The 2,864-nt window shown below is 72.2% G+C and carries 3 protein-coding genes; all 3 read left to right on the top strand.

The features are described from left to right. Positions 1-931, top strand: a 931-nt coding sequence (locus tag ABWK99_RS15395) for a beta-ketoacyl-ACP synthase III (RefSeq protein WP_372595569.1), incomplete at its 5' end; no start/stop codon positions are given. Positions 932-991: 60 nt separating this feature from the next. After that, positions 992-1,240 (top strand): acyl carrier protein, encoded by a 249-nt coding sequence (locus ABWK99_RS15390; protein ID WP_372595568.1) that lies wholly within the window; start codon positions 992-994, stop codon positions 1,238-1,240. Between the two features lie 179 nt (positions 1,241-1,419). Further along, positions 1,420-2,673: a beta-ketoacyl synthase gene (locus ABWK99_RS15385; RefSeq protein WP_372595567.1), complete on the top strand. Its 1,254-nt coding sequence runs from the start codon at positions 1,420-1,422 to the stop codon at positions 2,671-2,673. Positions 2,674-2,864 lie beyond the last annotated feature (191 nt).

Genomic DNA, 2,864 nt, shown 5'->3' with positions numbered 1-2,864 from the left:
CGAGAACGTCGTCACCAACGACGACATCGCGGGGCCGATCAACTCCTCCGACGAATGGATCCGCCAGCGCACGGGCATGGTGACCCGTCGGCGCACCACAGCGGATCGCGACGTCGTCGATCTGGCGGAGGAGGCCGCGCGGCTGGCCGTCGCCGATGCCGGCCTGACCGGTGCGGACATCGACGCCGTGATCCTCTCGACCGTCACCTACTTCCACCAGACGCCGGCCGCAGCCGCGATCGTCGCCGACCGGATCGGCGCGACGCCCGCCGCCGCCTTCGACATCTCCGCGGCCTGCGCCGGCTACTGCTACGGCATCGCCCAGGCCGACGCCCTGGTGCGCTCCGGCACGGCCCGCAACGTCGTGGTGATCGGCGCGGAGAAGATGAGCGACTTCATCGACCCGACCGACCGCTCCATCTCGTTCCTGCTGGGCGATGGCGCAGGAGCCGTGGTGATCGGGGCGTCCGACACCCCCGGCATCGGGCCGACGGTCTGGGGCTCGGACGGCTCCCAGGCCGCGATGATCGGCCAGACCGCCTCCTGGAAGGACGCCTTCGCCGGCGAGGCCGGGTGGCCCACCCTGCGCCAGGAGGGCGCGAGCGTCTTCAAGTGGGCCGTCTGGAAGATGGCCCCCGTCGCCCAGCAGGCCATGGATGCCGCCGGGGTGACCCCCGACCAGATCGAGGCGTTCATCCCCCACCAGGCGAACATGCGGATCATCGACCAGATGATCAAGCAGCTCAAGCTCCCGGAGTCCGTGGTGATCGCTCGCGACATCGCTGACACCGGCAACACCTCCGCCGCGTCGATCCCGCTCGCGACCGAGCGGCTCCTGCGCGAGGGCCAGGTGTCCAGCGGCGCGCTCGCCCTGCAGATCGGCTTCGGCGCGGGACTCGTCTACGCCGCGCAGGTCGTCGCCCTACCCTGAACCCGCCCCATCTCTCGGTGCCCGTCCGGGTGCCGCACACCACCACCCGAGGAGAGCACGATGGCTTACAGCGAGCAGGAGATCCTGACCGGCCTTGCCGAGATCGTCAGCGAGGAGACCGGTCTTCCCACCGACTCCGTCTCGCCCGAGAAGTCCTTCACCGACGACCTGGACATCGACTCGCTGTCGATGATGACGATCGTCACCCTCGCTGAGGAGAAGTTCTCGGTCCGCATCCCCGACGACGAGGTCAAGAACCTCGCCACCGTCGGCGACGCCGTCTCGTTCATCAACGGCGCCCAGGAGTGACCCGCCGCGCAGGTCGGGGCGCCCGTGAGGGCCGTCCCGACCTGCGCAGGCCCCTTGCCCGACCGTTCCACCGCCGCGCCTGACCCAGGCCGGCCCCGGCAGGCGTACCCACGCCCGGCCCGACCCCGACCCCTACCCGTCCCGCGAGCCTCGGCCGCCGGGACCCGCCAGGAGGACTCGTGAGCACGCAGAGCACCGCACGTGAGGTCGTCGTGACCGGCATGGGCGCGACGACGCCCCTCGGCGGCGACGTCGCGAGCACCTGGGCCGCTGCCCTGGCCGGCACCTCCGGTGCACGCACCATGGAGAACGACTGGGCCGAGAAGTACGAGATCCCGGTCTCCTTCGCCGCGCAGCTCGCGGTTCCCGCCGTCGACGTGCTCCCGCGGCCGGAGACGAAGCGGATGGACCCCTCCGCGCAGTACGCGATCATCGCCACCCGCGAGGCCATGGCCGACGCGGGCAACCCCGAGGTCGACCCCGTGCGCCTCGGCGCCGTCGTCTCCTCCGGGATCGGCGGGATCTGGACGACGCTCGACGCATGGGACACCCTGCGCGAGAAGGGCGCCCGGCGCGTCCTGCCGATGACCGTGCCCATGCTCATGCCCAACTCCCCGACCGCGTACGTCGGGCTGGAGATCGGGGCGCGGGCCGGTGCGCACGCGCTCGTCTCGGCCTGCGCCTCCGGCGCCGAGGCCATCGGCTACGCCGTGGAGATGATCCGCAGCGGCCGTGCCGACGTGGTCGTGGCGGGTGGCACCGAGGCGACCATCCATCCGATGCCGATCGCGGCGTTCGCCGCCTCGCGCACCCTGTCGACCCGCAACGACGACCCGGCAGGCGCCTCGCGCCCCTACGACCTGGGCCGCGACGGATTCGTCATCGGTGAGGGCGCGGGAATCGTCGTCCTGGAGAGCGCCGAGCATGCGGCAGCCCGTGGGGCCCGCGTGCACGCCCGCATCAGCGGGGTCGGGCTGTCCTCCGACGGCTACCACATCCCCTCCCCCGAGCCGAACGGCCGGGGGCAGACGGCCGCCATGCGCATGGCGTTGGCGGAGGCCGGACTGACCACCAGGGACGTCGTCCACGTCAACGCCCACGCGACCTCGACGGTCGTCGGGGACCTCATCGAGGCCCGCGGCATCCGCGAGGTCATGGGCGCCGATGCCGACCAGATCGCCCTCTCGGCCACGAAGTCGATGACCGGGCACCTGCTCGGCGGCGCCGGGGCACTGGAGACGATCTTCACCGTGCTTGCCCTGCGCGAGCGGCTCGCCCCGCCCACGATCAACGTCACCGACCCCGACCCGGAGCTCGTGCTCGACCTGGTCCGGGACACCCCGCGGGCGCTCCCCGAGGGTCAGATCGCCGCGATCAACAACTCCTTCGGCTTCGGCGGGCACAACGTGGCCCTGGCGGTCACCAGCGCCTGAGCGCCGCACCGCTCGGGATCCCGCGGATCCCGCGGGCTGACGGGTTCGCCCCGCGAGGAGGGGCCGACCGATCCCGAGCGTGAAGGGTTGACCCCGCAGGCCGGGGCCAACCGATCCCGAGCGTGAAGGGTTCGCCCCGCGAGGAGGGGCCAACCGATCCCGAGCGTGAAGGGTTCGCCCCGCGAGGAGGG

Origin of the sequence: Actinotalea sp., from assembly GCF_041597215.1 — a bacterium.
Taxonomy (GTDB): domain Bacteria; phylum Actinomycetota; class Actinomycetes; order Actinomycetales; family Cellulomonadaceae; genus Actinotalea.
Note: the sequence above shows the minus strand (reverse complement) of the source record. Positions and strands in the feature narration are given on the sequence as shown.